This window comes from Rhodococcus sp. FH8, assembly GCF_019266085.1.
Taxonomy (GTDB): domain Bacteria; phylum Actinomycetota; class Actinomycetes; order Mycobacteriales; family Mycobacteriaceae; genus Rhodococcus_F; species Rhodococcus_F qingshengii.
Genome location: NZ_LPNQ01000057.1, coordinates 210,756 through 233,797, shown reverse-complemented (window position 1 = coordinate 233,797; position 23,042 = coordinate 210,756). Strand labels below are relative to the sequence as shown.

Annotated in this window: 23 protein-coding genes; 15 read left to right on the top strand and 8 right to left on the bottom strand. The window is 64.3% G+C overall.

What is annotated here, in order from left to right:
* The first annotated feature begins 21 nt into the window (after nucleotides 1-21).
* The 6 genes from ATN38_RS03745 (at nucleotide 22) to ATN38_RS03720 (ending at nucleotide 5,669) form a co-directional block, all read left to right on the top strand.
* Entirely contained in the window at nucleotides 22-873 is an 852-nt protein-coding gene (locus tag ATN38_RS03745) for an SDR family NAD(P)-dependent oxidoreductase (RefSeq protein WP_003943288.1), read from the top strand.
* A gap of 3 nt (nucleotides 874-876) precedes the next feature.
* Nucleotides 877-1,782: a TIGR03619 family F420-dependent LLM class oxidoreductase gene (locus ATN38_RS03740; protein WP_003943284.1), complete on the top strand. Its 906-nt coding sequence runs from the start codon at nucleotides 877-879 to the stop codon at nucleotides 1,780-1,782.
* A 68-nt stretch (nucleotides 1,783-1,850) separates the two neighbouring features.
* Entirely contained in the window at nucleotides 1,851-2,537 is a 687-nt protein-coding gene (locus ATN38_RS03735; RefSeq protein WP_003943290.1) for a nitroreductase, read from the top strand.
* Between the two features lie 73 nt (nucleotides 2,538-2,610).
* Nucleotides 2,611-3,747 carry a class I SAM-dependent methyltransferase gene (locus tag ATN38_RS03730; protein ID WP_003943278.1) on the top strand — a complete coding sequence of 379 codons (1,137 nt, stop codon included), beginning with the start codon at nucleotides 2,611-2,613 and terminating at the stop codon, nucleotides 3,745-3,747.
* A gap of 194 nt (nucleotides 3,748-3,941) precedes the next feature.
* Entirely contained in the window at nucleotides 3,942-4,793 is an 852-nt protein-coding gene (locus ATN38_RS03725; protein ID WP_003943280.1) for a Bax inhibitor-1/YccA family protein, read from the top strand.
* 120 nt (nucleotides 4,794-4,913) lie between these two features.
* Nucleotides 4,914-5,669, top strand: a complete 756-nt coding sequence (locus tag ATN38_RS03720; RefSeq protein WP_218747594.1) for an enoyl-CoA hydratase/isomerase family protein — start codon at nucleotides 4,914-4,916, stop codon at nucleotides 5,667-5,669.
* A 66-nt stretch (nucleotides 5,670-5,735) separates the two neighbouring features.
* Here the strand turns inward: ATN38_RS03720 and ATN38_RS03715 are convergent, their stop codons facing one another.
* Nucleotides 5,736-6,953, bottom strand: a complete 1,218-nt coding sequence (locus tag ATN38_RS03715; RefSeq protein ID WP_019744600.1) for an acetyl-CoA C-acetyltransferase — start codon at nucleotides 6,951-6,953, stop codon at nucleotides 5,736-5,738.
* 121 nt (nucleotides 6,954-7,074) lie between these two features.
* Nucleotides 7,075-8,046, bottom strand: a complete 972-nt coding sequence (locus tag ATN38_RS03710) for an SGNH/GDSL hydrolase family protein (RefSeq protein ID WP_042448870.1) — start codon at nucleotides 8,044-8,046, stop codon at nucleotides 7,075-7,077.
* Between the two features lie 71 nt (nucleotides 8,047-8,117).
* On the opposite strand from ATN38_RS03710, the gene ATN38_RS03705 reads away from it, so the two are divergent.
* The 3 genes from ATN38_RS03705 to ilvA all read left to right on the top strand — a co-directional run bounded on the left by ATN38_RS03705 (nucleotide 8,118) and on the right by ilvA (nucleotide 12,019).
* Complete coding sequence (locus ATN38_RS03705) at nucleotides 8,118-9,503, top strand: cystathionine beta-synthase (RefSeq protein WP_003943292.1); 1,386 nt, start codon at nucleotides 8,118-8,120, stop codon at nucleotides 9,501-9,503.
* Between the two features lie 44 nt (nucleotides 9,504-9,547).
* Entirely contained in the window at nucleotides 9,548-10,720 is a 1,173-nt protein-coding gene (locus ATN38_RS03700; RefSeq protein WP_003943272.1) for a cystathionine gamma-synthase, read from the top strand.
* Between the two features lie 135 nt (nucleotides 10,721-10,855).
* Entirely contained in the window at nucleotides 10,856-12,019 is a 1,164-nt protein-coding gene (gene ilvA, locus ATN38_RS03695; protein WP_256931634.1) for a threonine ammonia-lyase, read from the top strand.
* A gap of 6 nt (nucleotides 12,020-12,025) precedes the next feature.
* Here the strand turns inward: ilvA and ATN38_RS03690 are convergent, their stop codons facing one another.
* Together ATN38_RS03690 and ATN38_RS03685 are read right to left on the bottom strand one after the other, a co-directional pair.
* The gene (locus ATN38_RS03690; protein ID WP_003943281.1) at nucleotides 12,026-12,820 is read right to left on the bottom strand and encodes an FAD:protein FMN transferase; all 795 of its coding nucleotides are present in this window, start codon (nucleotides 12,818-12,820) and stop codon (nucleotides 12,026-12,028) included.
* Nucleotides 12,817-13,062, bottom strand: a complete 246-nt coding sequence (locus ATN38_RS03685) for a hypothetical protein (protein ID WP_153211881.1) — start codon at nucleotides 13,060-13,062, stop codon at nucleotides 12,817-12,819. Before ATN38_RS03685 ends, ATN38_RS03690 begins: the two co-directional genes overlap by 4 nt.
* 205 nt (nucleotides 13,063-13,267) lie before the next feature.
* Between ATN38_RS03685 and ATN38_RS03680 the strand changes: the two genes are divergently transcribed.
* Complete coding sequence (locus ATN38_RS03680; RefSeq protein WP_218747592.1) at nucleotides 13,268-14,368, top strand: bifunctional lysozyme/C40 family peptidase; 1,101 nt, start codon at nucleotides 13,268-13,270, stop codon at nucleotides 14,366-14,368.
* 88 nt (nucleotides 14,369-14,456) lie between these two features.
* Here the strand turns inward: ATN38_RS03680 and greA are convergent, their stop codons facing one another.
* Together greA and ATN38_RS03670 are read right to left on the bottom strand one after the other, a co-directional pair.
* On the bottom strand, nucleotides 14,457-14,951 hold the full coding sequence (gene greA / locus ATN38_RS03675; RefSeq protein ID WP_007726385.1) for a transcription elongation factor GreA: 495 nt from the start codon (nucleotides 14,949-14,951) through the stop codon (nucleotides 14,457-14,459).
* A 227-nt stretch (nucleotides 14,952-15,178) separates the two neighbouring features.
* The gene (locus ATN38_RS03670) at nucleotides 15,179-15,604 is read right to left on the bottom strand and encodes a DUF4307 domain-containing protein (protein WP_007726384.1); all 426 of its coding nucleotides are present in this window, start codon (nucleotides 15,602-15,604) and stop codon (nucleotides 15,179-15,181) included.
* Nucleotides 15,605-15,883: 279 nt separating this feature from the next.
* Between ATN38_RS03670 and mca the strand changes: the two genes are divergently transcribed.
* From mca to ATN38_RS03655, 3 genes are read left to right on the top strand one after another with little or no spacing between them, the layout of a single operon-like run.
* On the top strand, nucleotides 15,884-16,762 hold the full coding sequence (mca, locus tag ATN38_RS03665; RefSeq protein WP_007726383.1) for a mycothiol conjugate amidase Mca: 879 nt from the start codon (nucleotides 15,884-15,886) through the stop codon (nucleotides 16,760-16,762).
* The gene (locus tag ATN38_RS03660) at nucleotides 16,759-17,073 is read left to right on the top strand and encodes a hypothetical protein (protein ID WP_003943283.1); all 315 of its coding nucleotides are present in this window, start codon (nucleotides 16,759-16,761) and stop codon (nucleotides 17,071-17,073) included. Before mca ends, ATN38_RS03660 begins: the two co-directional genes overlap by 4 nt.
* Before the next feature lie 19 nt (nucleotides 17,074-17,092).
* Nucleotides 17,093-19,120 (top strand): thioredoxin domain-containing protein, encoded by a 2,028-nt coding sequence (locus ATN38_RS03655; RefSeq protein ID WP_218747591.1) that lies wholly within the window; start codon nucleotides 17,093-17,095, stop codon nucleotides 19,118-19,120.
* Here the strand turns inward: ATN38_RS03655 and ATN38_RS03650 are convergent.
* A complete protein-coding gene (locus tag ATN38_RS03650; protein WP_003945269.1) occupies nucleotides 19,087-19,755 on the bottom strand; it encodes a hemolysin III family protein in 669 nt (222 codons plus the stop codon). The genes ATN38_RS03655 and ATN38_RS03650 overlap by 34 nt on opposite strands.
* Nucleotides 19,756-19,927: 172 nt before the next feature.
* On the opposite strand from ATN38_RS03650, the gene ATN38_RS03645 reads away from it, so the two are divergent.
* Nucleotides 19,928-20,695 carry an isoprenyl transferase gene (locus tag ATN38_RS03645; RefSeq protein WP_003945211.1) on the top strand — a complete coding sequence of 256 codons (768 nt, stop codon included), beginning with the start codon at nucleotides 19,928-19,930 and terminating at the stop codon, nucleotides 20,693-20,695.
* 6 nt (nucleotides 20,696-20,701) lie between these two features.
* Here the strand turns inward: ATN38_RS03645 and coaA are convergent, their stop codons facing one another.
* Complete coding sequence (gene coaA / locus ATN38_RS03640; RefSeq protein ID WP_003945270.1) at nucleotides 20,702-21,634, bottom strand: type I pantothenate kinase; 933 nt, start codon at nucleotides 21,632-21,634, stop codon at nucleotides 20,702-20,704.
* A gap of 172 nt (nucleotides 21,635-21,806) precedes the next feature.
* Here coaA and ATN38_RS03635 point away from each other — a divergent pair, with 172 nt between their 5' ends.
* Nucleotides 21,807-23,003 carry a hypothetical protein gene (locus ATN38_RS03635; RefSeq protein WP_007726370.1) on the top strand — a complete coding sequence of 399 codons (1,197 nt, stop codon included), beginning with the start codon at nucleotides 21,807-21,809 and terminating at the stop codon, nucleotides 23,001-23,003.
* The last annotated feature ends 39 nt before the right edge of the window (nucleotides 23,004-23,042 follow it).

Here is a 23,042-nt window from a genome sequence, read left to right as displayed (position 1 = left end):
GATGTGTGACGGTACGCCGAAGTGCTTCACATCGAACTGCAGAAGGGTGTCTTCGTGGTGGTCGGATCGGCGTACTCCCCAGGGCCGATGTTGGTGGGTAAGAAGGCAGTGGTCACAGGCGGTTCCCAGGGAATCGGCGCAGCGATTGTTCGAGCATTTGCATCGCATGGCGCGTCAGTTCTGGTTGTCGACGTGGCTCCTCTTGGCGACGTCGAATTCGACTCGGCTGCAGGTGGTTCGATCAACTATCTCGAGTACGACGTGCGGACGCGGGAAGTCCCCGTCGCGTTGACCGAGTTCGCGCCGGACGTCCTGGTGAACAATGTGGGTCATTTCCTGAACCCGCCGACAGAGTTCACCGGTACGGATCCAGGTTTCTGGTCCGAGGCCGGCAGCATCAATTTCGATCACGTCGTGCGTCTGACCCATGCCCTGCTTCCCGGCATGATCGATCGCGGTTTGGGTGGATCGATCGTGAACCTGACGACGGTGGAGGCGCATCGAGCGATCCCGGGCCACACGATGTACTCGGCATACAAGGCCGCGCTGACGCAGTTCACCAGAAGCCTTGGTGTGGAGATCGGTCGAACCGGAGTGCGCGTCAACGCCATTGCCCCAGATCTGATCGAGTCGGTACAGGTGCCGTATCGCAAGATCGTTCCTGCCGACGACTGGGACAAGTGGCCGGGGTGGGCACCGTTGGGCGGACCGGGCCAGCCGGTCGACATTGCCGGCCCCGCACTGTTCCTGGCTTCCGACCTGGCGAGATACATCACCGGAACCGTGATCCACGTCGACGGCGGCTCGCACGCTGCCGGAGGCTGGTTCCCCACAGAAGAGGGTGGCTGGACCAACCGGCCCCGAAAGGCTTGACACATGACAACTTTCAGTCTGAACGTTCCCAACTTCGGCACCACTCTCGCGGAGGACTCCTACGCGAAACTCGTGCAGGTCTGTCAGAACGCGGAAGCTGCCGGCTTCGACCGGGTCCTCGTCACCGATCACGTGGTGATGGGCTCGGACAACTCGGCGTACACGTGGTCGGCGTTCCCCACCGAGCCCGACGCCAACTGGCTCGAGCCGCTGACCGTCCTGGCTTTTGTTGCCGGACAGACGAAGACAATTCGCTTGGGGACCGGAATCGTCATCGCGGCGCTGCGCGGGGGAGCGGTACTGGCCAAGACGGCCGCGACACTCGATCTGCTCTCCGGGGGCCGACTCGACCTGGGCGTCGGAACAGGTTGGCAGGAACGTGAATACGAGGCGGCAGGTATGGACTTCGGTAAAAGGGGACCACTGCTCGACGACGCTCTCGCAGTATGCCGGGCCCTGTGGAGTTCGGCGCCGGCGAGCATCGACACCCCTCGTCTGAAGTTCGACGACGTGTACTGCGCGCCCCGTCCGGCCGCTGGAATCCCGATCTGGGTGTCCGGTTCGCTCTCCAAGGCCGTTGTACGACGCGTCGCAACCTGGGGTGACGGGTGGATTCCGATCATGGGTGCCGCGGACGACGACCTACGTGAAGGGATCGACGTCATCGGCAAAGCGATGGCGGATCTCGGACGCGATCCAGCGGAATTGCAGGTCCGTGGGCGACTGACCGTCGTACGCGGGTCCGACGGTTCGATCGACCTCCCGGCGACGATGATCGGCGCCGAGCAGCTGCTCGAATCCGGTGCCACCGATGTGCTGGTTGCGCTGGCAGCAGTAGATCCGGATCCGGATGCGGCGATGGCAGAGTTCGGCGAGCTGGTGGCGGCCTTCGCAAAGGTGACCCGCTGACTATTGCGTCGAGGCGGTAGTTCTATCGTGCGAAGTGTTGTAGTGCAGCCTGATCGAGGAGAGAACACATGACCGAGAGCATCGTCGTGGATACGAGCCTGGAAGCGTTGCTCGACGCCCGGATCAGCTGCCGCGCCTACGAGGACCGTCAGGTGCCACGTGAGGTGATCGAGGAGATCCTTCGGCTGGCGCAGAAGACGCCGTCGTGGTGCAACACGCAACCGTGGCAGGTCGCGATCACCGAGGGGGAGGGCACCGAACGATTCCGCGCCGGCCTCGGTGAGTACGTGATGGCCAACGCCCAGGAGTCGGACTTCGAGTTCCCGCGCGCGTACCAGGGCATCTACAAGTCGCGTCGGTTCGACTGCGCGATGGCGCTGTATTCGAGCGTCGGAATCGAGCACGGTGACCGCGCCGGATCCGCGGCACAGACGATGAAGAATTTCGAGCTCTTCGGCGCTCCTCACGTCGCGATCATCACCACCGACGAGGCATTGGGCACCTACGGCGCAGTCGACTGCGGGTTGTACGTGAACAGCTTCCTGCTCGCGGCCCAGAGTCTGGGGGTCGCCACCATCCCGCAGGCGGCGCTCGCGGGCAGCTCCAAGTTCATTCACGAGCATTTCGGTATCGACGACACTCGCAAGGTTGTCTGCGCGATCTCGTTCGGATACCCCGACGCCGACCACCCGGTGAACGGATTCCGCACCGAACGCGAAACCGTCGACAACGTCGTGCAGTGGATGTCGAACTGACAGGGATGTCGAACTGATCACCTGCTGGTCGGGGGATTGAGTGTTGCGTAGTTCCACCTGAAAGACTGGTGGCATGTCCGACACACCCGAACTGTTCGATCGTCTGCGCCGATTCCCCGATGTCGAGGCACCCAATCTCTTTGCCGTCGATGCGGCTGATCGTCTGATCCTCGACGAGGCCGCCGACGCTCTGGCCGCAGCGCCGGCGGGCACCGTCGTCGTGATCGGCGATCACTACGGTGCGCTGACTGCCGGTGTTGCGCTCGTGCACGGAATCGCCGGCGTGCGCGTTCACCAGGATCCGCTCACCGGAGAGTTGGCCCTCGCGAACAATGCGCGCGAACTCGGATTCAGTGACGCCTTCACCTCGCACGGACTGGACGAGGAGTTGCTCAGCGGCGCCCGCGTCGTGCTCATGCAATTGCCGCGTAGCCTCGCCGAACTTGCCGAGATCGCTCAGCTGATCGCGCTCCACGCCGACCCGGCGGTTCGTGTCTTCGCCGGTGGGCGTGACAAGCACATCACCCCGGCGATGAACAAGGTTCTCGGCGAATCGTTTTCCGACGTCAGCGCCTCGCGTGGACGGCAGAAGTCCCGCGTACTCAAGGCTTCGGAACCGAAGCCCGATGTTGCTATCACGTTCCCGGTGACCGAACGCCTCGACGAATTCGACCTCGACGTCGTTGCTCACGGCGCAGTGTTTGCCGGTGCGAGCCTGGACATCGGCACCCGGTTGCTCCTGGAGAACCTCGGAAAGATTGCGGTCGATCCGCTGAGCGACGTGATCGATCTGGGTTGTGGCAGCGGCATTCTCGCGGCGGCGATCGCGCGGAAGTTCCCGGACGTGCACGTGATCGCAACGGATCAGTCCTCGGCAGCCGTCGCTTCGGCTCTGGCGACTGCGTCCGCAAATGGCGTCGGCGATCGAGTGAGCGGCCTGCGCGACGACGCCGTGAGTTCGTTGCCCAGTGCGAGCGCGGATCTGGTTCTGTTGAACCCGCCGTTCCACGTCGGCGCGGCGGTCCACACCGGCGGAGCACTCAAGATGTTCGAAGCTGCCGGCCGTGTCCTGCGTCCCGGTGGCGAGTTGTGGACTGTTCACAACGCGCATCTGGGGTATCGCGAACCGTTGAAAGCCGCGGTGGGTCCGAGCGAGGCGATGGCGAAGAACGCGAAGTTCATCGTGATGAAGTCGGTCAAACCGTCCTAGTATCGAAAAGGGACGAGTGTCGAGGAGTGTTGATCTTCCGGAAATGCGCCGGGAACTACAACCGAAGCTTCGACGTTGTAAATTACGAGTGCTTTACTTTTAGTCAGGTACACGGACCGTGTCGGAAACTCGGATCCGTCCGGCGAACCCGCGACGCACCCGTCGTAGGCCACCACGATGAAGGGATGATCACGGTGCGCACCACCAGCAACCCGGTGTTCCGCAATCTGCCCAAGCAAGAGGGCAACGGATACGCCTCGTTCGGATCTGCGACGGCGGGCGCCTCGCAGGCAACCCAGCAGTTCGGTCAGCCGCAGTACGCTCCGGCCGAGCCGTACCAGACCGGTCCCACCTCGCGGGCCATGACGATCGACGACGTCGTCACCAAGACGGGCATCACGCTCGGTGTGCTGACGATCTCGGCACTGGTGTCGTACTTCCTGGTCAACAACAACGTCGACCTCGCTACCCCGCTGGTCATCGGCGGCGGTCTCGTCGGCCTCGTTCTGGTTCTGGTCGCTACGTTCGGCCGCAAGATGGACAACCCGGCAATCGTGTTGGCGTACGCCGTCGCCGAGGGTCTGTTCCTCGGTGCGCTGTCGTTCATGTTCACTGATATTCAATTCGGTGGCGTCGGCGGATCCGCACTGATCGCGCAAGCAGTCCTCGGAACGTTCGGCGTGTTCTTCGGCATGCTGGTCGTCTACAAGACCGGTGCGATCCGGGTGACACCGCGTCTGACGCGAATGATCATCGGCGCATTGATCGGCGTTGTCGTTCTGGCCCTCGGTAACCTCGTCGCGAGCTTCTTCGTCGAGGGCGGACTGGGACTGCGTGACGGCGGAACGCTCGCCATCATCTTCAGCCTCGTCTGCATCGGCATCGCAGCCTTCAGCTTCCTGCTCGACTTCGACGCCGCTGATCAGCTGATCCGCGCACAGGCGCCCGAGAAGGCAGCCTGGGGCGTCGCATTCGGCCTCACCGTCACCTTGGTCTGGCTGTACGTCGAGATCCTGCGTCTGCTGAGCTACTTCAACAACGACTAGTTCTCGAGTCGATCCGTAACACGAAGAAGGGCCCCGCGAGGGGCCCTTCTTTTGTCGTCTGTGGACGGTTACGGTGCTTGGATACCTAGCAACTGCTTGGTTTGGAACGAAGGGGAGCGAATGTCGACAAACACCTCTGAACCCATCCTGGTCGCGGATGCCGGAGCAGTGCGAACGCTGACCTTCAATAATCCGAGTCGCCTGAACGCATTTGATGCAGCCGGTTTTCGAGCGTTCACCAAGGCGCTCGACGACGCGGCGTCGGACGAAGCCGTGGCCGTGGTGATCGTCGAGGGCGCAGGCAAGGCATTTTCCAGTGGCGTCGACCTACGGGCACTGGCCGAACCAGACACGGACAATGCCGACTTCGGCCACGCATTCGCGCCGCTCATCGTTGCGCTGGTGGAGTTCCCGAAGCCTTTGATTGCCGCGGTGCACGGTGCCGCCGTCGGCATCGGGCTGACCATGCTGCTCTACTGCGACGTCGTCTACGTTGCCGAGGACGCACGCTTGCGGGCACCGTTCACCTCGCTGGGTACCGCTCCCGAAGCTGCCAGTAGTTGGTTGCTGCCCAAGGTGATCGGAACGCAGCGCGCCGCCGAGTTGATCCTGTCGGCGCGGTGGCTCAGCGGCGTCGAAGCGGCCGACTACGGACTGGCGACCGTGGCCGTACCGGCCGAAGAGGTTCACATCCGTGCTCGGGAGAGCGCCGAGCAGATTGCCGCCAACGTCGGACCGGCAGTCCTTGCCGCCAAACGACTGCTCCGTCAGGGATGGGCGGACGAAGCTCGCGCTGCCGTGCAGCGTGAGGACGACGCTGCGCGAGAGTTGATTCGCGAGTTGGGGAGTTTTGCTCGGAAGTTCACGACTACCTGAAACACGACCACACGAAAGCGGCCGCCCGGCAGAAGCCGGGCGGCCGCTTTCGACGTGCTCAGGGGATCAGCTGAGGCGCTCGATCACCATTGCCATGCCCTGTCCGCCGCCGACACACATGGTCTCGACGCCGAAGGTCTTGTCCTGCTCCTGCAGGTTGTTGATCAGGGTGTTGGTGATACGGGCACCGGTCATGCCGAAGGGGTGACCCAGGGCGATCGCGCCACCGGAGATGTTGAGCTTGTCCTCTTCGATGCCCAGTTCGCGAGCGGATCCGAGGACCTGCACTGCGAATGCCTCGTTGATCTCGAACAGGTCGATGTCGGAGATCGACTTGCCGGCGATCTTCAGGGCGTTCTTGACGGCCTGGATCGGGCCGAGACCCATGATCTCGGGGGACAGGCCCGAGACGCCGGTGGAGACGATGCGAGCGAGCGGGGTCAGGCCGAGTGCCTTTGCCTTGGTGTCGGACATGATCACCAGTGCGGCTGCGCCGTCGTTGAGCGGGCAGGCATTGCCGGCGGTGACGGTGCCGTCGGGGCGGAAGACGGGCTTGAGGCCGCTGATGCCCTCGTAGGTGGTGCCGGCGCGGGGGCCGTCGTCCTTGGAGACGACGGTGCCGTCGGCGAGCGTGACGGGCGTGATCTCACGCTCGAAGAAGCCGCGCGCGATGGCTTCCTCGGCGCGGTTCTGGCTGCGAACTGCCCAGCGGTCCTGGTCTTCGCGGGTGATGCCGGTGGCCGAAGCGACGTTCTCGGCGGTCTGGCCCATGCCCAGGTACACGTCGGGGATCAGGCCCTCTTCGCGAGGATCGGTCCAGGCGACTCCACCTTCGGCGAGCTTGGCGCTACGGGCCTGCGCTGCGTCGAAGAGCGGGTTCTTGGTGTTGGGGAGGCCGTCGGCGTTGCCGGTGATGAAGCTGGAGACGGACTCGACGCCGGCGGAGATGAAGACGTCGCCCTCGCCTGCGCGGATGGCGTGCAGAGCCATGCGGGTGGTCTGCAGCGAGGAGGAACAGTAACGGTTGACCGTGACACCGGGGAGGAAGTCGTAGCCGAGCTGGACGGCGACGACGCGGGCGATGTTGAAGCCCGACTGACCGGCGGGCTGGCCGCAACCGAGCATGAGGTCGTCGATCTCGGTGGGGTCGAGCTCGGGGATCTTTGCCAACGCGGCGGCAACCATCTGAGTTGCGAGGTCATCCGGGCGGATGTCCTTGAGCGAACCCTTCATTGCGCGGCCGATGGGCGACCGTACTGCTGAGACGATTACTGCCTCGGGCATGAAAACTCCTTTTGTGTACTGCTCGCGGGTGGCTTGAAACGCCGTCGAGCAGGGCAAGTTGAATGCAGCTTCGACTTACAATTTACGTTGCCGCTCCCAGATGGTGGTCACGCAGTCTCACTCAGTTGACGTCGGGGCGCTGACCTGCAGGTTTGGTGCGTCTCGCGAAGGCTTTCCACTGGGTTGCCGCCGCCGTCAGTCGGGCCGCGACGGTGCGGGCTTGCGCCGCCTCTGAAACGTGGGGGAGCTCGGGTAGCGGGCCACCCTGCCATTCACCCAGAGCCGACGCGAGAACCGGGACGATCTGCTTCGCCGCGAGTTCGTATCCGGCCGCGGACGGATGGAAACGGTCGGCCGAGAACATCGTGTCGGGCGAGGCCAGGAATTCCTTGGCCAGCAGGTCGGCCAGTGGAACGGGATGACCCCCGGCGTTTCTGGTCGCGGCCGCCTGGGCGAGTGCGAGGCGATGGCCCCATTCGCGCACCACGGAGCGCAGAGGTTGCGGGATCGCCGTGACCACCCCCAGATCCGGGCAGGTGCCGACAACAACGACGGCGCCGCTCTCGCGTAAGCGTCGAACCGCGTCGCCGAGGCGTTTAGCCGACGCGTGAATCGCGTTCTTGGCGGTGACGTCGTTGGCGCCGATCAGGATCACCGCAGCGTCCGGGGGAGGACCGGCGACGAACATGGCGTCAACCTGCCCACTCAACCCGCGGGAGGTGGCGCCCCCGATGGCCTTGGTGCTCAAACGGATTCGCTTCCCGGTTTCACTCGCAAGCAGCTTCGCGACCTGAACACCCGGTACTTCCGAGGCCGTCAGCGCGCCGACGCCGGCCGCAGACGAATCGCCGAAGATCATCAAGTGGAGATCGAAGGGCACGGCCCGCCACCAGAGTTCCGGGTTGTCGGCGCCGGGTGCGTACACCCCGTCCGCCTCGGGTGGCTTGGCGATATTGCGACCGATCACCCCGCGGGCCGCCCCCGCCTGCGACATCAGATAGTTGTAGCCCAACCAGGAGAGCGTGCCTGCACTCGATCCGGCCACCACCGTGGCCACCGACGCTTTCAGTCCGGTTCGACTCACACTTGCCAATCTAGCCGGATTGCACCACCTTCGCCCGACGTCCGCGCGCACCGTTTTCCTTCATCTGGGAACATGGACGAATGCGCATCGCGGAACACGTCGTCGACCTCATCGGCAACACCCCACTCGTCAAGCTCACGTCCGTCACGGGCGAAAACTTCGGCACGGTGGCAGCCAAGGTCGAATACCTCAACCCTGGCGGTAGCTCCAAGGACCGCATCGCCGTCAAGATGATCGACGCAGCCGAGGCTTCGGGTGAACTGAAGCCGGGCGGCACCATCGTCGAGCCGACTTCGGGCAACACCGGAATCGGCTTGGCGCTCGTGGCGCAAAAGCGTGGATACAAGTGCGTTTTCGTCTGCCCAGACAAGGTCAGCGAAGACAAGCGCAACGTCCTGCGCGCCTACGGCGCCGAGGTGGTCGTGTGCCCCACGGCCGTCGCGCCGGACAACCCGAACAGCTACTACAGCGTCTCCGACCGCCTCACCCGTGAGATCCCCGGCGCCTGGAAGCCCAACCAGTACTCCAACCCGGGCGGACCGGAGAGCCACTACGAGACCACCGGCCCCGAGATCTGGGCCGACACCGACGGCAAGATCACGCACTTCGTCGCGGGCGTCGGCACCGGCGGCACCATCACCGGCACCGGCCGCTACCTCAAGGAAGTTTCGGGCGGCAAGGTCAAGGTCATCGGCGCAGACCCCGAGGGCTCCGTCTACTCCGGCGGCACCGGTCGTCCGTATCTGGTCGAAGGCGTCGGCGAAGACTTCTGGCCGTCGGCATACGACCCGTCCATCCCGGACGAGATCATCGCGGTCTCGGATGCCGATTCCTTCGAGATGACGCGTCGCCTCGCCCGTGAAGAGGGACTGCTGGTCGGCGGTTCCTGCGGTATGGCCGTCGTCGCTGCCCTCGAAGTAGCCAAGCGCGAGGGCCCCGACGCCCTGATCGTCGTCCTCCTCCCGGACGGTGGCCGCGGCTACCTGTCCAAGATCTTCAACGATCAGTGGATGGCGTCGTACGGATTCCTGCGCACCCCACTCGACGGCAAGACCAACGTCCCCACCGTCGGCGACGTTCTGCGTGGCAAGTCGGGCGAGCTGCCGGACCTCGTTCACACCCACCCGTCGGAGACCCTGCGCGATGCGATCGAGATCCTGCGCGAGTACGGCGTGTCCCAGATGCCCGTCGTCGGTGCGGAACCGCCGGTCATGGCAGGCGAGGTCGCCGGAAGTGTGTCCGAGCGGGATCTGCTGAGCGCGGTCTTCGAAGGCCGTGCGCACCTTGCGGATTCCGTCGAGAAGCACATGAGCAAGCCGTTCCCGCTCATCGGTTCCGGCGAGCCGGTCTCGGCTGCCACGAAGGCGCTCGGGGACACCGACGCACTCATGGTCGTCGACGACGGCAAGCCGGTCGGTGTCATCACGCGCCACGATCTCCTGGGTTTCCTGAGTTCGGATTCCTGAGTTCGGATTCCTGCGCCGGCACCGGCGCCATTAGGCTGGGGACCATGAGTGAGCAACGCAGCAAGGCCGACAACATCAGCTGGCAGGGTTTCTCCACGAAAGCGGTGCATGCGGGTTACGAACCCGATCCGCTGACCGGTGCGGTCAACGTGCCGATCTACGCGAGTTCCACCTTCGCCCAGGACGGCGTCGGTGGAATGCGCAGTGGCTTCGAGTACGCGCGAACGGGTAACCCCACCCGTCGCCCACTCGAGGCGAACCTCGCCGCGCTCGAATCCGGAACCTACGGCCGAGCGTTCAGTTCGGGAATGGCGGCCACCGACTGCCTGCTCCGTTCGGTACTTCGACCCGGCGATCACCTGGTCATCCCCGACGACGCGTACGGCGGAACCTTCCGTCTCATCGACAAGGTGTTCACGCAGTGGGGGATCGAGTACACCCCGGCTCCGGTGTCCGACGTCGATGCGGTGCGCGCGGCGATGAAGTCCAACACCAAGCTGGTCTGGGTCGAGACGCCCACGAACCCGCTGCTCAATATCGGTGACATCGAGCTCCTTGCCGAGGTCGCCCACGAGGGCAACGCAAAGATCGTGGTGGACAACACCTTCGCGTCGCCGTACCTGCAGCAGCCGCTGCAGCTCGGTGCCGACATCGCGCTGCACTCCACGACCAAGTACATCGGCGGACACTCCGACGTGGTCGGTGGCGCTCTCGTCTGCAACGACGAAGAACTGGACACCGCGTTCGCCTTCCTGCAGAACGGATCCGGCGGCGTTCCCGGCCCGTTCGACGCGTTCCTGACGTTGCGCGGAATCAAGACACTGGCGCTGCGCATGGAGCGTCACAGTGACAACGCGGAGAAGGTCGTCGAATTGCTCGACGGCCACCCCGCGGTTGCCGGCGTCATCTACCCCGGACTGGCTTCGCATCCGTCGCACAAGGTCGCGGCCAAGCAGATGCGACGCTTCGGCGGCATGATCTCCGTCCGCCTCAAGGGCGGCAAGGCGGCGGCTCTCGACCTGTGCTCGCGCACCGAGATCTTCACGCTGGCAGAATCTCTCGGCGGAGTCGAATCCCTCATCGAATTCCCCGGTGCGATGACCCACGCCTCGACGGCCGGTTCCGCTCTCGAGGTTCCCGACGATCTGGTTCGCCTGTCGGTCGGCATCGAAGACGCCTCCGATCTGGTCGGCGACATCGAGCAAGCGCTGTCCTGATCTTCGCTCTACAGTAATTCGACTTCGAATCTGCAGTGCGCCTTCACACCTCACGAGGGTGTGGAGGCGCACTTTCTGGAGGCATGCGTGAATCTCGAACAGATAAAGGCTGCACAGCAACTGCTCGCCCCGGTCATGCGACGCACCCCGGTCGTGGCCTCGCGAGTGTTGTCCGAAACCACCGGCTTCGCCGTGAGCTTGAAATGTGAAAACCTGCAGCGCACCGGCTCTTTCAAACCGCGCGGTGCGTACAACCGCATTGCCAATCTTTCCGCAGAGGAACGGGCAGCGGGCGTGGTGGCGGCCAGTGCCGGTAACCATGCGCAGGGAGTTGCCTGGTCTGCAACAGAATTGGGAATCAAGTCGACCGTCTTCATGCCGACGGGTGCGCCGCTGCCGAAGTTGGTGGCCACCAAGGCATATGGAGCTCAGGTCCACCTGCACGGTTCGACTGTCGACGAAGCGCTCGTGGCCGCTCGCGAATTCGCGGACCGAACCGGAGCAGTTCTGGTCCACCCGTTCGACCACGAGGACGTCGTGGCGGGGCAGGGGACTGTGGGGCTCGAAATCCTCGAGCAACTGCCCGAGGTCGGCACGATCCTCGTTCCCACCGGCGGCGGCGGGTTGATCGCCGGAGTGGCCGCAGCAGTCAAAGCTGTACGCCCGCAGGTCCACATCGTCGGAGTGCAGGCCGAGACCGCGGCTGCCTGGCCGGCGTCGTTGGCAGCCGGGAAGCCGACCGCCTTGGCGTCGATGTCCACGATGGCAGACGGTATCGCCGTTGGCTGCCCTGGCGAGGTTCCGTTCGCCGAAGTTGCCGCCCATGTCGACGCCGTGGTGACGGTCAGCGAGGAAGCGCTGTCCAAAGCGCTCCTGCTGTGCCTCGAACGCGCCAAGCTCATCGTCGAACCGGCCGGCGTTGCGGCCGTCGCGGCCTTGATGACCTGCTCTCCGGAGGAGCTGGGACTGACAGGGCCGGTGTGCGCCGTGCTTTCCGGCGGCAACATCGATCCGCTACTTCTCACGCACGTCATCTCGCACGGTCTGCGAGCGGCCGGACGGTTCCTCGGCGTTCACATCACCATCGACGATCGGCCGGGCGCACTGGTCTCGTTGCTGGAAGTGGTTCGAGCGAACGGCGCCAGCGTGGTCGACGTCATCCATTCCCGTACCGGTGGCGAACTCGCGCTCGACGAAGTGGAAGTCTTCCTCACCGTCGAGACGCGTGGTCCGGACAACAAGGCGGAGCTTCTGACGGCCTTCGACCGCGCCGGTTACGCAGTACGACTGCAGAACTGAGGCGAGTTACTCGTCAGGCCAGCCGCCCAGAACCGTCACGCGGTACTCCTGGTCGACCAGCCTGGCGGGTACGTCGAGTTGATGTAGCCAGTCGATGGCCGAACCGCCCATGCCGACCGCAACCCGACTGAATGCGGCGGCCTGGGCGCAGGAAGATGCAATCACCGACACCGTGCGCCACATCGGCGTCGCCGTCGATTCGCGGTGCAGTGGCTTGACGGTGCTGGCCGTGGCGATCCCGCAGTCGGACGGAAGTGCTACCTGGCAGGTCGGGTCGCCGGGCAGGTCTTGCACCTGAATCTGCCAGCCGTCTTCCGGCGCCGGGCCGGCAACCGCGATGTCCCCGCCGAGGCCGACCAGCACGCCACACCCGAGAAGAGTCGCAGTGGACGCGGCACAGTGGTCCGCTGAACTGGCGCGGGCCGTCGCGGACAGATCGAGAACGACGTCGTCCGGGCTGTACACGCGGTTGTTCTCGACGCGAATCTTCCACCAGGAGTGAGGGTCTGCCGACCCGGCCGTCGGCGTGAGTTTGCCGTCGGTCAGTCGTGCGACAGCCAACGCGTCTTCGAGGAAGTGCGCGAACATCGGGGTCACGGCGACGCCGTCGACGTTGCTCGCGGCGCTGACATAGGTACGAATCTCGGAGTCGGCACGATCTCGATTGGTGGCGGCGTCGGCAGCGGTGAGGTACCCGCGAACCAGGCTGGCCGCGGAGGGAAGGACTTCAGGGTCGGTGACGACGACCCGGGCCTGAACCCCCCACGTGAGCCACTCGGAGGCCGAGCGCGGAGTACTCACGAACCGTTGGAGACGGCGTCCGGGGTTCCGAATCCGGCGACCACGACGGGCCGCTTCGCTACGGGATTCTTGGTGTGAGAAGCCGACGTGTCCGGCGCGAGTGCCGTGGCAGTGGGAGAAGAAACGAGTGAAAGTCCGCCGCTTGCGAGTGCTCCCGCCACAGCCGTGGCTGCGAGGGCGAGGCGAACGGGTCGATACACCGTAGTGCGTCCCCGGGCGGGTCGTGGCCGATCGTCGCTCATGGACTCAGCTTGCACGCCGAACCTGAGAAAAGCCTTGGCGTCTGTAGTCATTTGCGTAACGCCCGCCGAGATAAATGAGACATTGGTTACAGGAGTCGCGAGACTGAGCCGTGTCGAATGCATGTTCGAAAGAGTAGATGTTCGCACCGACAAGTTTCGGGTACGACCACGTACATGGATTTTCAGAGGTTTATCGGAGGTTCGGATGGCAGTCGGTGTCCTGGCGATCGCTGTGTCGATCGGCACCGCACTGGGCGTGATGAGTGGAACTCTCGGAGCGCCCGCACAAGTCGAGATGAACGAGTCTTCGAATGCTGCAGTCTCACTTGCAGCCTGGAACGGACCGGCACGAACTCAGGACACACCTGAGGGAATCGTGCCTTCCGTACCCTCCAACTTTCCGGGAGCGACATTGGCGCCCGTGGGAGCGGTGGCAGTGTTCGCGCCGTGGATCAAAAAGGCCGGTGCTCTGTGCTCGGAGATCACGCCCGCGGTGATCGCCTCGCTCTACTCGGTCGAGAACGGATTCAAGTACGGACCCGATACCGACATCTCACCGGAAGGTGGGCGCGGGCCTGGCCGCTTCACCACCGCAGCGTGGACGGCATACGGCAAGGACGGTGACGGCGACGGAAAGATGGACATCCTGGGCGTTGCCGATCCGGTGATGACAACCGGATACCGGTTGTGCGATCTCGTGAAGCAAGCGCAGTCCTGGCAGAAGTCCGGTGAGGTCGAGGGCGATACCGTCGACCTCGCGCTCGCTGCCTACGACGTCGGGCCGGATGCAGTTCGTGAAGCGGGCGGCGTTCCGGCAGACAAGTCGGGCGAGGTTCCTGCGGAGCAGGCGGTCGCCGCTCCGTTCGTCGCCCAGATCAAATCGTTGCAGGACTCGTTCGCCCTGATGCTTGCGCCCTTCGACTACAACAACCTCGCCGCAGCGGTGGGCGGCGTCGTCGAGGCCGGTCTGAAGTTTCTCGGATTGCCGTACGTGTGGGGTGGCGGAAACATCAACGGGCCGTCGATGGGCGGGTTCGACTGCTCGGGGCTGACGTCGTACGCGATCCACGCGGCCACCGGGGTGACTCTGCCCCGGACCTCGGAGACGCAGTGGGGTGTCGGCGTCGAGATCCCGCTGGATCAGGCGCAGCCCGGTGACCTGTTGTTCGGCAACTGGCAGGCAGGCGGCCCCGGCCACGTGGCGATCTACGTCGGCAACGGTCAGATGCTTCACGCACCCACGTTCGGCGACGTGGTGAAGGTCGGCCCGATCTTCGCCGGCATGAAGGCTCGCCGCGTGGTGTGAGTGGGCAGGAAACAGCGAGCGCCGACAGAGCAAGAAGCGCCACCCGACCGAGTCGGGTGGCGCTTCTTTTCAGAGCTGGTACAGCCGATCAGCTGTGGTAAGGCTCCGCGCTCAGCAGCGTGACCTTCATGGTGCTGCCGTTGGGCAGGTTGTACTCACGCGTGTCGCCGACCTTGGCTTCGAGCAGCGCGCCGCCCAGCGGTGAGTTCGGCGAGTAGACCTCGAGCTTGGCGTCACGTGCGCCTTCTTCGCGGGTAGCGATCAGGAACGTCTCGGTGTCACTCTCGTCGCCGTCGTAGTAGACCTTGACTACGGATCCGGGCAGTGCGACACCGGACTGAGTGGGGGCCTCGCCGACCTTTGCGCTGTTCAGCAGCTCCTGGAGCTGGCGAATGCGGGCTTCCTGCTGACCCTGCTCTTCGCGGGCAGCGTGGTAGCCGCCGTTCTCCTTCAGGTCGCCCTCTTCGCGACGCTCGTTGATCTCGGCGGCGATGACCGGGCGATTGGCGATGAGCTGGTCGAGTTCGTTCTTGAGCCTGTCATGTGATTCCTGGGTAAGCCAGGTCACCTGGGTCTCGGTCATCTCGATCACTCCCTAGTAGTCGGAGCCGGGGGCTCCCTCGACGATCGCTGCAACAGCAGCGAACAACGACGCAGAAGCACCACCAGGGATGCAACCTTGCCGTCAAACCTTGCGTCAATGCAGCAATACACGGTTCCACCCGGAACCGTGTATCGGGCAATTCTATCACGCATGACTACCCGCCCTGTCCGGCGTCAAACGTCCGGCAGGGTGGGTGCGTCCCGAGGTCAGCTCTTGGTCAGGTACTCCGGAACGTCGAAGCTGCAGCCGTAGACGTCGGCCATGCCTGGCGGCTGGGACGTCTTGACCTCGGTGTTGAACTCGAGGGTCTGATGTTCCGACGACGGGACGTAGACCTCACGTCGACCGGTTTCGGAGCCGTCCTTCGAGCGTGCGCGCACGATGCACATCGCTTCACGCGACGAGTCGTCGCGTGTGACGGTGAAACGGATCTTCACCGTGGAGTCGTTGGCGATGTCGAACGAGATGGTCTCGGTCTCGATTTCCTTGACCGCAAATTTTCCGTACGCGTAGTACGCGATTCCGCCGCCTACGACGATGACGAGAGCGGTCAGAGCCCACACCATCCACTTGCGGGGACTGCCCGTGCGAGTTGTGCTCGGGTACCGATCTTGGGGAAGCGGTTTGCTCATCACTCTGCTCTCGAAGACTCGAGTTCGCGTGTCGTGCAGCAACTGACTGTGTCCCGCCGGATTACCGAAGGGGTCACGGCTGCGCCAGGAACTCTCGGGTGGAACTATAGAGGACGTATCCCGTCGCGCCGTCGGTAGGTTTGTCGGCAGTCGGTACGTTTGACGGCAACGGCCCGGAGTAATCCGAGCGGTGCACAGCGTGTGATTCGAAGACTGCCGGTGACGGCTACAGGTGAACTGCCGGCAACGGCTACAGGTGAAGTTGAGGTGAACGAACACGTGAGCGGATTCCGGCTCATGGCCGTCCATGCCCATCCCGACGACGAGTCGAGCAAGGGTGCGGCCACCACCGCCCGTTATGCAGCCGAAGGCCACGAAGTGATGGTCCTGACGCTCACCGGGGGTGAGCGTGGCGACATTCTCAACCCGGCCATGGACGTACCCGGTGTCCGCGATCGAATCAGCGAGGTTCGCCAGGAGGAGATGGCCGAGGCCGCTCGCATCCTGGGCGTGAAGCAGCGCTGGCTCGGTTTCGTCGATTCCGGGCTTCCCGAGGGCGACCCTCTTCCGCCGCTGCCCGAAGGGTGCTTCGCCCTCGTTCCGCTCGAAGAGTCGACGCGCGCTCTGGTGAAGGTGATTCGCGAGTTCCGTCCCCACGTCGTCACGACGTACGACGAGAACGGCGGATACCCGCACCCGGATCACATCCGGTGCCACGAGGTGACGATGGCAGCCTACGAAGCCGCCGCCGATCCCGAGTACTTCCCCGAGGACGGTCAGCCGTGGGAAATCAAGAAGGTCTACTACTCGCACGGATTCATCCGTAAGCGCCTCGAACTCTTCCAGGAGGAGTACGAGCGTCGCGGTGAGCCGTTCCCGATGGCGGACTGGCTCAAGAAGTGGAAGACCGAACGCGGCGACATGATGGTCCGGGTGACCACTCAGGTCACGTGCGGCGACTACTTTCCCCAGCGTGACGATGCTCTGCGCGCACACGCGACGCAGATCGATCCCAACGGTTCGTTCTTCGCTGTGCCGCTCGACATTCAGCAGAAGATCTGGCCCACCGAGGAATTCGAGCTCGCCAAGACGCGGGTCACCACGTCCATTCCGGAAACCGACCTGTTCGCAGGTCTCGAAGAGGACGCTCAGAAGTGAATGCTCTGTCCGCCGAGGTAGTTCTCGGCACCACACAATTTCTTGCTCAGACCCCGAGTAATCCATCCGGCCCGGAGTTCGGAAAGTCGTCTCCGGTCGGCCTGCTGGTGATTCTTGCGCTGCTCATCGGTGTGATCCTCCTGGTTCGGTCGATGAACCGCCAGCTCAAGAAGCTGCCGGAGACGTTCGAACCGGATCATCCCGAACTCGATCAGCAGGCAGACGAAGGCACCGACCGGGGAGCTATCACTGCTCCGAGCCCGGCGGACCCCAACGTCTCTACCGAGAAGAAGCCCAAGCAAGAATCCTGAGACGAACGAGGTAGCGGCGATGGACCCACGGATGCGGAACAACCTGGGTGGGTCCTCGAGCCCTTACCTGCGTCAGCACGCCGACAATCCGGTCCACTGGCAACAGTGGGGCGAAGAAGCGATGGAGTGGGCGCGCGAGCGCAACGTGCCGATTCTCCTCTCGATCGGATACTCGGCGTGCCACTGGTGCCACGTCATGGCGCACGAGTCGTTCGAGAACGACGAGATCGCGGCCGTCATGAACGCGAACTTCGTCTGTGTGAAGGTGGACCGAGAAGAACGTCCCGACATCGACGCCGTCTACATGAATGCGACGGTTGCGATGACCGGCCAGGGCGGCTGGCCCATGACCTGTTTCCTGACTCCCGACGGTTCACCGTTCTACTGCGGCACGTACTACCCGCCGACGCCTCGCGGCGGAATGCCTTCGTTCACACAGCTTCTCGAAGCGATAGTCGACACCTTCACGAATCGGCGCGACGAGGTCGACAACGCGGCGCAGTCGATCGTCACGGAACTTCAGCGCGCGTCGGGCGGGATTCCGTACGGGGGAGCACCCATCGACGCCGAGCTGCTGAACGCGGCGGGTCGGTCGATCCTCGGCGACGAGGACGTCCCGCGCGGGGGATTCGGTGGGGCACCGAAGTTTCCACCGTCGGCACTACTGGAGGGGCTGCTCCGACAGTACGAGCGAACGGGTTCGGGCGAGATCCTCGGCGGCATCGAGCGCACCGCCGAAGCAATGGCACGTGGCGGGATCTACGACCAGTTGGGTGGCGGTTTCTCGCGGTACTCGGTCGATGCCGAGTGGGTGGTTCCGCACTTCGAGAAGATGCTCTACGACAATGCGCTGCTCCTGCGGTTCTACGCGCACTGGGCGCGGCGCACCGGATCGGACCTCGCCACTCGCGTCACCGAGGAGACCGCAAGGTTCCTGCTCTCCGATCTGCTGACAGAGAACGGTTGCTTCGCTTCGGCTCTCGATGCCGACACCGACGGCGTCGAAGGCCTCACGTACGTATGGACGCCGACGCAGCTGGTCGAGATTCTCGGCGCGGAGGACGGGCAGTGGGCGTCGGAGTTGTTCCGGGTCACCGATACCGGAACCTTCGAAGAGGGTGCGTCGGTACTGCAGTTGCTCCGTGACCCCGACGACTGGTCGCGCTGGCAGACGGTCTCCGACGCTCTACGTGCCGTCCGGGCTCAGCGTCCACAGCCCGGCCGCGACGACAAGGTGGTGACGGCCTGGAACGGGCTGACCGTCACGGCCTTGACGGAAGCCGGACTTGCCCTGGACCGACCCGACTGGATCACCGCGGCGGCCGAGTGCGCAGGCGCTCTTCTCGACCTTCACCTGGTGGACGGTCACTTGCGTCGCGCTTCCCTCGGCGGGGCTGTCGGCGCCCCGACGGGCGTGCTCGAGGATTACGCAATGTTGGCCACCGGCCTCCTGGCTCTATACCAGGCAACGGGATTGGCGCGGTGGCTCGATGCGGCGCAGCAGTTGCTCGACGTCACTGTCGACCACTTCGCTGATCCGGCCGAGCCGGGAAGCTGGTTCGACACGGCCGATTTCGCGGAGTCGCTCGTGACTCGGCCCCGAGACCCGTTGGACGGCGCGACGCCGTCCGGTGCGTCGAGCGTCGCGGAGGCTCTGTTGACCGCAGCGGCGTTGACCGATGCCGAGCGCTCTTCTCGTTACGCCCAGGCCGCGGCGGACGCGCTGGCGAGGGCCACGCTGCCGCTCGAGCGTGCGCCTCGGTCGGCGGGGCACTGGCTCGCGGTGGCGGAAGCGTCGTTGCGTGGTCCGATACAGGTGGCCGTCGTCGGGGAAGGTTCGCTGTTGGCCGATGCCCGCCGGCTTGCGCCGGGTGGTGCAGTGGTTGTCGGGGGTGCCCCGGATTCTTCACCGCTGCTTGCAGATCGACCCCTCGTCGACGGTGGTGAAGCCGCGTACATCTGTCGGGGATTCGTGTGTGATCGGCCGGTGACGACGGCGGTGGAACTGGCGAGTCAGTTGAACACGACGAGCCATACCGCGATGTAGTGGCAGATCGCTGCGACGACCGTCGCGGCGTGGAAGAACTCGTGATGCCCGAACGTCGTGGGCCACGGGTTTGGCCATTTCGTCGCGTACAGAATTGCGCCGACGCTGTAGAAGATTCCGCCGACGAGCAGCAGCACCATAGGCGCCACACCGACCTGGTGCGTCAGTTCACCGACCACGGGAACGATCGCCCAACCGAGGAGCAGGTAGAGCGGGACTCCCACCCATTTCGGGGCGGTGGGCCAGAGCATCTTGAGTGCGACGCCGGCGAGCGCGCCTGCCCACACGATCGCGAGGATGATCTTGCCGGTGTGAGTCGGGAGGCCGAGCATGGCGAACGGTGTGTAGCTGCCGGCGATGAAGAGAAAGATCATCGAATGGTCCGCACGCTTCATCCACGTACGGCCCTTGACCGTCTGCCACTGGATGCGGTGATACGTCGCACTGATGCCGAAGAGGCCGCAGATCGTGACGCTGTAGATCGCGGTTGCCCAAGCCGCTTTGGCGCCGACCTGAGCGCCGGCGACGGAGACGAGAACGATGCCCGCGACGACGGAGACACCGAGCGCCCACAGATGGATCCAACCGCGCATGCGTGGTTTGACCGGAAGCTCGTCGAGCCCGAATGCCGTCATGTGCAACCCCTCTCGTTCCGTACTGTTGCGAACCGCGTAACCTACGGTACCGTAGGTTACGCATCAGTAGCATAACCTACCTGCGGGTTTTCGACGCGTACAAAAAGCGTGACGGCGCTCGCATGTGGCTGTCACTGCCGGGCGTAGTCTTTGACACCATGGTGATGTCACGGTGAATCTGCGCGGACTGCTGTACAGCATCTACGAGCGACGACTCCTCAGTCATCTCGACGGTCTCGCGCACCCACGGCACGTAGCCGTGATGTGTGACGGAAATCGGCGATGGGCTCGCGAGAACGGCTTCACCGATGTCAGTCACGGGCACCGCATGGGCGCGCTCAAAATTGCCGAATTGCTCGAGTGGTGCGACGCCGCCGGAATCGAGATGGCAACCATCTACCTGCTCTCGACCGAGAACCTGCGCCGCGAGCCGGAAGAGCTCGACACCCTCCTCGAAATCATCACCGACGTCGTCGAAGAGATCTCCGGACCCGGCAAGAACTGGAGTGTGCAGATCGTCGGTGCTCTCGATCTTCTGCCTCCCGAGCAGTCCAGGCGCTTGCGGGAAGCGGCGGCGGGGACGAGCGGCCGAACCGGGACACATGTCAACGTCGCGATCGGATACGGCGGGCGTCAGGAGATCGCCGACGCCGTCCAATCGCTCCTTCGCGACAAGATCGGTGCGGGCCTGAGCGGAGACGAACTGATCCAGGCCGTCACGGTCGACGGCATCGACGGGCATCTGTACACGTCGGGACAGCCCGATCCGGATCTGGTGATCCGCACCTCCGGCGAGCAGCGGCTCTCCGGATTCCTGTTGTGGCAGAGCGCCTATTCGGAGATCTGGTTCACCGAGGCGTACTGGCCCGAGTTCCGTCGAGTCGACTTTCTTCGAGCCTTGCGCGATTACGCGGCGCGCCACCGCCGGTTCGGCGCCTGAGCCGTCTCAGAGCTTGCGCAGCCGCAGCCGGTTGATCGTGTGGTCGGCGTCCTTGCGCAGCACCAGGGTTGCGCGGGGGCGGGTGGGGAGAATGTTCTCCACCAGGTTCGGGTGATTGATCGAGTTCCAGATCTCCTTCGCCGCGATGGTCGCGTCACGGTCGGAGAGGCCGGAGTAGTGGTGAAAGTGAGCGTTCGGATCGGCGAACGACGTGTTGCGTAGCGCGAGGAACCGCTGGATGTACCAGGCTTCGATGTCCTCGATGCGGGCGTCGACGTAGATCGAGAAGTCGAACAGATCGGAGACCATCAGACGCGGGCCGGTCTGCAGGACGTTGAGGCCCTCGATGATGAGGATGTCGGGCTGGCGGATCAGGTGGTACTGGCCCGGGATGATGTCGTACGACGTGTGCGAATAGACCGGCGCCGCTACCTCTTCCGCCCCGGACTTGACTTCGGTGACGAAGCGCAACAGCTTGCGGCGATCGTAGCTTTCGGGAAAACCCTTGCGGTGCATGATGCCCCGACGCTGGAGTTCCCTGGTCGGATAGAGGAATCCGTCCGTGGTGACGAGGTCGACGCGCGGATGGTGATCCCAGCGGGCCAGGAGAGCTTGCAGCACACGAGCAGTCGTGGATTTTCCGACCGCGACCGAACCGGCGACGCCGATGACGAAGGGCACCTGACGGTCGGGATGCTTCTCGCCGAGGAAGGTCGCGGTGGCCGCGAACAGTCGTTGGCGTGCCGCTACCTGTAGGTGGATCAGACGTGCGAGGGGGAGATAAACCTCGGCAACTTCTTCGAGATCGATCTGCTCGCCGAGACCACGCAGGCCGTACAACTCGTCCTCGGTCAACACCAGTGGCGTCGACTTACGCAGTGTCCGCCACTGCTTGCGGTCGAACTCGACGTAGGGACTCGATTCGTTGGTGCGCGCCATCAGCCCAGCTCACCGGCACGTAGTGAACCCGGGGCCCGGCGGACGAAACAGCTATGCGAGCAAGCCAGGCGCGTGTGCGCACGATCCGAGTGCATAGTCGGATTGTGCTCGGTGCCACGTCCGGGACTTTCGCCGGGTGGCATTCCGGAGCGAGCGACTAGGCTCGGTCGTTATGGATCCAGACACACTTGTTCGCCAATACCTGCTGCTCGGACTGGGTTTCGACCGTCTCGAAGACGGGTTCGTCGACGCATTCACCGGTGACCCGGCGCTGCGTAAGCAGATCGAGAGCGCCCCGAAGCCCGATCCGCGTGAACTTGCCCGCACGGCACGTGAATTGCGGGGCGAGTTGGCCGGAAGTGGTCTGAATGCCGAACGCTCCCACTTCGTCGACGTACACCTTCGCGCCCTGGAATGCTCCGGGCGCAAGTTCGCGGGTGAGGACATCGGCTTCGTGGACGAGGTCGAGGCGTACTTCGACGTCCGAATCGAAAAGGGAAACGAGGACGCCTACAGCGACGCTCACCGGTTGATGGGTGAAGTTCTGCCCGGTCCGGGACCGTTGGCCGAGCGGGTGCAGGCCCATCGCAAGGCCGACGAGATCCCCGCGGCGAAACTGAACGAATGCGTCGAGGCAATGTCGAGTGCGCTGCGCGATCTGGTCCGCGGCACGTTCGGGCTTCCCGCGTCGGAAACCGTCGAATACGAAGTGGTGGGGGACAAGCCGTGGTCCGGCTTCAACTACTACCTCGGTGACTACCGCTCCAAGGTTGCGATCAATTCGGATCTGCCGCAGTTCATGGCCAACCTGCCGCGGCTGATCGCGCACGAGTCCTACCCCGGCCATCACACCGAGCATTGCCGTAAGGAAGCCGGTCTGGTCGGTTCGGGCCAGCTCGAGCAGACACTGTTCCTGGTCAACACGCCGCAGTGCATCATGGCCGAAGGCCTCGCGGATTTGGCGCTGGAAGCGATTGTCGGCCCGGACTGGGGTTTGTGGGCGCAGGACATCTACGCCGACCTCGGCTTGTCTTTCGACGGGGAAAAGGCGCAACGGCTCTCCGCCGCGTCGGGGCAACTGCTGAGTGTCCGGCAGGATGCGGCGCTGATGTTGCACGACGAGGGGCGCAGCCTCGACGACGTGGCGCTGTTCCTCGAACGGTGGTCGCTGTCGACGCCGGAACGCGCTCGCCAATCGCTCAAGTTCCTGTCTTCGCCGCTGTGGCGGGCATACACCAGCACGTATGTCGAGGGATACCGGCTGCTCGGTGGCTGGCTGGACGAGGTGCCGGTGGGCGCGGAGCGCACCGAACGCTTCCGCAGGCTGCTCGACGAGCCGCTGGTCCCCAGCTCTCTGCGTGCTGCCTAGTGCCGGGTGGAGACGGCGGGAGCGAACTTCGTAGACTGG

Coding starts and splice junctions, on each gene's coding strand:
- ilvA (WP_256931634.1), top strand. CDS start 10,856: ATGCGACGCACCCCGGTCGTGGCCTCGCGAGTGTTGTCCGAAACCACC.
- ATN38_RS03720 (WP_218747594.1), top strand. CDS start 4,914: ATGTCGACAAACACCTCTGAACCCATCCTGGTCGCGGATGCCGGAGCA.
- ATN38_RS03635 (WP_007726370.1), top strand. CDS start 21,807: ATGGATCCAGACACACTTGTTCGCCAATACCTGCTGCTCGGACTGGGT.
- ATN38_RS03680 (WP_218747592.1), top strand. CDS start 13,268: ATGGCAGTCGGTGTCCTGGCGATCGCTGTGTCGATCGGCACCGCACTG.
- ATN38_RS03700 (WP_003943272.1), top strand. CDS start 9,548: ATGAGTGAGCAACGCAGCAAGGCCGACAACATCAGCTGGCAGGGTTTC.
- ATN38_RS03650 (WP_003945269.1), bottom strand. CDS start 19,755: ATGACGGCATTCGGGCTCGACGAGCTTCCGGTCAAACCACGCATGCGC.
- greA (WP_007726385.1), bottom strand. CDS start 14,951: ATGACCGAGACCCAGGTGACCTGGCTTACCCAGGAATCACATGACAGG.
- ATN38_RS03740 (WP_003943284.1), top strand. CDS start 877: ATGACAACTTTCAGTCTGAACGTTCCCAACTTCGGCACCACTCTCGCG.
- ATN38_RS03685 (WP_153211881.1), bottom strand. CDS start 13,062: ATGAGCGACGATCGGCCACGACCCGCCCGGGGACGCACTACGGTGTAT.
- coaA (WP_003945270.1), bottom strand. CDS start 21,634: ATGGCGCGCACCAACGAATCGAGTCCCTACGTCGAGTTCGACCGCAAG.
- ATN38_RS03715 (WP_019744600.1), bottom strand. CDS start 6,953: ATGCCCGAGGCAGTAATCGTCTCAGCAGTACGGTCGCCCATCGGCCGC.
- ATN38_RS03670 (WP_007726384.1), bottom strand. CDS start 15,604: ATGAGCAAACCGCTTCCCCAAGATCGGTACCCGAGCACAACTCGCACG.
- ATN38_RS03735 (WP_003943290.1), top strand. CDS start 1,851: ATGACCGAGAGCATCGTCGTGGATACGAGCCTGGAAGCGTTGCTCGAC.
- ATN38_RS03730 (WP_003943278.1), top strand. CDS start 2,611: ATGTCCGACACACCCGAACTGTTCGATCGTCTGCGCCGATTCCCCGAT.
- ATN38_RS03705 (WP_003943292.1), top strand. CDS start 8,118: ATGCGCATCGCGGAACACGTCGTCGACCTCATCGGCAACACCCCACTC.
- ATN38_RS03655 (WP_218747591.1), top strand. CDS start 17,093: ATGGACCCACGGATGCGGAACAACCTGGGTGGGTCCTCGAGCCCTTAC.